Genomic DNA, 2,833 nt, shown 5'->3' on the forward strand with positions numbered 1-2,833 from the left:
GATGGTAATTTTCTACCTTAGAGTCGATGAATAAAAGTTTGGTTTGATTCATAATTGTAGAGAATTTTAAAGGAGTATTAATTAATTCAATCAGTAACAGATTGTCAATTGCAATCTACTTTTTCTTTATTAAAATTTTAGATTTTTGTAGCTCAAAAATTCTCTATGTTATTAACCCGATCTTAACTATAAGCACATTTGCTCAACACCAAAAAATTAATTATTCAAACGCGTCATATTTGGTGTAAAAGTTAAAACAGAAACAGTCAAGCTATGAGTAATAAAAATATTAATGGCCATGATGCAATGAGAGTAGATATTAACTTAAGCATTAATTGACGAAAAAACTAGATATTATAAGACTTTGGCAGGAATTCCTCTAATATAGAAAGTTGTAAAATAGGAATAAACTTTATGAACATACAGACAGTTGCAACACAACCTTTTAGTGACCAAAAACCTGGCACTTCAGGACTCCGCAAAAAAGTACCAACTTTTAAACAACCCCGCTATCTAGAAAACTTTATTCAGTCTATCTTTGATAGTTTAGAAAACATTGAAGGTCAAACATTTGTGCTTGGTGGTGATGGTCGCTATTACAACCGTCAAGCAATCCAAATAATTCTGAAAATGGCTGCCGCTAATGGAGTGGGTAGAATGTTAGTGGGTCAGGGTGGTATTCTTTCTACTCCTGCTGCTTCCTGTATTATTCGTAAAAATCAAGCCTTTGGTGGTATAATTCTTTCTGCTAGTCATAACCCAGGTGGACCAGAAGAGGACTTTGGTGTTAAGTACAATATTAGTAATGGTGGTCCTGCTCCGGAAAAAGTGACAAGTGCCATTTATGAACGCAGTAAAGTTATAGATAGTTACAAAATAATGGAAGCTGCAGATATTAATTTAGACCAATTGAGCAGTCATCAGTTAGGGGAAATGACAGTAGAAGTTATTGACTCTGTGGCAGACTACGCTGAGTTGATGGAATCATTGTTTGATTTTGCTAAAATATCAGAACTGCTAAAGTCTGGTAAGTTTCGGATGTGTATGGACTCATTACACGCTGTTACTGGAGGTTATGCTAAAGATATTTTTGAGCAACGGTTAGGCGCTCCCGCAGGTACAGTGCAAAATGGTGTGCCTCTGGAAGATTTTGGCGGAGGGCATCCAGACCCGAATTTGGTATATGCTCACGACTTGGTAGAAGTCATGTTCGGAGATAATGCTCCTGACTTTGGTGCTGCTTCTGATGGGGATGGCGATCGCAATATGATTTTGGGCAAAAATTTCTTTGTGACTCCTAGCGATAGTTTGGCAGTATTGGCAGCTAATGCTAAGTTGGTACCAGGTTATAGTTCTGGTTTGGCTGGTATTGCCCGTTCGATGCCAACTTCAGAAGCACCAGACCGAGTAGCTGAAAAGATGGGTATTGACTGTTATGAGACTCCCACTGGTTGGAAGTTTTTTGGTAATTTGTTAGATGCAGATAAAGCTACTCTTTGTGGCGAGGAGAGTTTTGGTACAGGATCTAATCATGTGCGGGAAAAAGACGGACTTTGGGCAGTTTTGTTCTGGTTGAATATTTTAGCAGCACGGCAAGAGTCTGTAGAAGATATTGTGAAGGAACACTGGAAAATTTACGGTCGCAACTATTATTCTCGCCATGACTATGAGGGGGTAGAAACAGATAAAGCTAATACCTTGATGGACAATTTACGTTCTCTATTGCCTTCTTTGCCAGGAAAGCAATATGCTCAATATGAAGTGAAATATGCTGATGATTTTAGCTATACTGATCCGGTAGATGGTAGTGTTAGCCAAAAACAGGGGATTCGTATTGGTTTCACTGACGGTTCTCGCATTGTATTCCGACTTTCTGGTACAGGTACTCAAGGTGCAACTCTGCGGTTATATGTAGAAAGTTATGAGCCAGATGCTAGCAAACATGATGAAGACACTCAAGCAGCATTATCTGCTTTGATTAGTCTAGCAGACGAGATAGCTCAAATTAAAAATCTTACAGGTAGGGAAAAACCTACTGTAATTACCTAATTTTTGAAGTAGGATACAAAAGGTTGATGTAAGAATGGAAAGCAAAAAGTTGTTTGAATAAATATTGACTTTTTGATTCCATAATTTATCGGCAGATGTAGCGTTCCTAAATATGTTGGTGTTGAGTTTTTTTCTTCAACCCAACCTACATGAAAAACTTGAGATATTTTCACCTTTTATTTCAAAAGTTAAACTTTCTGTGAGTTTTCAAGATAATTTACATAAAGGAGATACATAGTTATGTTAGAACCAGCAAAAACTGTAGAGTTATTTCAGAAACATCTAGATCAAAAAATTTTTGCACCAGGAGATGTAATTTTTGAAGATGGGCAAAAAGCTGATGTAATGTATGGAATTATGGAAGGAGTTGTCGAATTATTTGTGAATGGTCAAGTTGTGGAAACTATTCAAAAAGGTGATATTTTTGGTGAAGGAGCGCTAGTTCACGAAGAACATACTCGAGCTTCTACTGCTATTGCTAAAACAGAATGTAAATTAGCTTATCTTGACCAAGAACGCTTTTTATTTGTAGTTCAAGAAACACCTTTATTTGCCCTGTCTGTAATTCGGAGTTATTCCGATCGTCTTCGTCGCTTTAAGCATTCTACCTAGTGATTAAGCTAGTTATTAAGCTATTTATTATAACTTTGATAAATACTTAAATAATTTTGGTTACGAGTTTTTTCAACTTAACTGTATGCTCTTAACAATAGACATCTCCAAAAATCCAAAATAAAATCAATTATCACACATAAATTATCAATTCTTTCTCCCTACTCCCTAC

3 protein-coding genes are annotated in these 2,833 nt (G+C 36.4%); 2 read left to right on the forward strand and 1 reads right to left on the reverse strand.

What is annotated here, in order from left to right:
- Positions 1-414 precede the first annotated feature (414 nt).
- Positions 415-2,049: an alpha-D-glucose phosphate-specific phosphoglucomutase gene (locus tag AC3DU7_RS30260; RefSeq protein WP_488042941.1), complete on the forward strand. Its 1,635-nt coding sequence runs from the start codon at positions 415-417 to the stop codon at positions 2,047-2,049.
- Here AC3DU7_RS30260 and AC3DU7_RS30265 read toward each other — a convergent pair.
- A complete protein-coding gene (locus AC3DU7_RS30265) occupies positions 2,046-2,222 on the reverse strand; it encodes a hypothetical protein (RefSeq protein ID WP_488042942.1) in 177 nt (58 codons plus the stop codon). The two genes, AC3DU7_RS30260 and AC3DU7_RS30265, sit on opposite strands and share 4 nt — an antisense overlap.
- A 67-nt stretch (positions 2,223-2,289) precedes the next feature.
- On the opposite strand from AC3DU7_RS30265, the gene AC3DU7_RS30270 reads away from it, so the two are divergent.
- Positions 2,290-2,661: a cyclic nucleotide-binding domain-containing protein gene (locus AC3DU7_RS30270; protein ID WP_488042943.1), complete on the forward strand. Its 372-nt coding sequence runs from the start codon at positions 2,290-2,292 to the stop codon at positions 2,659-2,661.
- The last annotated feature ends 172 nt before the right edge of the window (positions 2,662-2,833 follow it).

This window comes from Okeania sp., assembly GCF_983059655.1.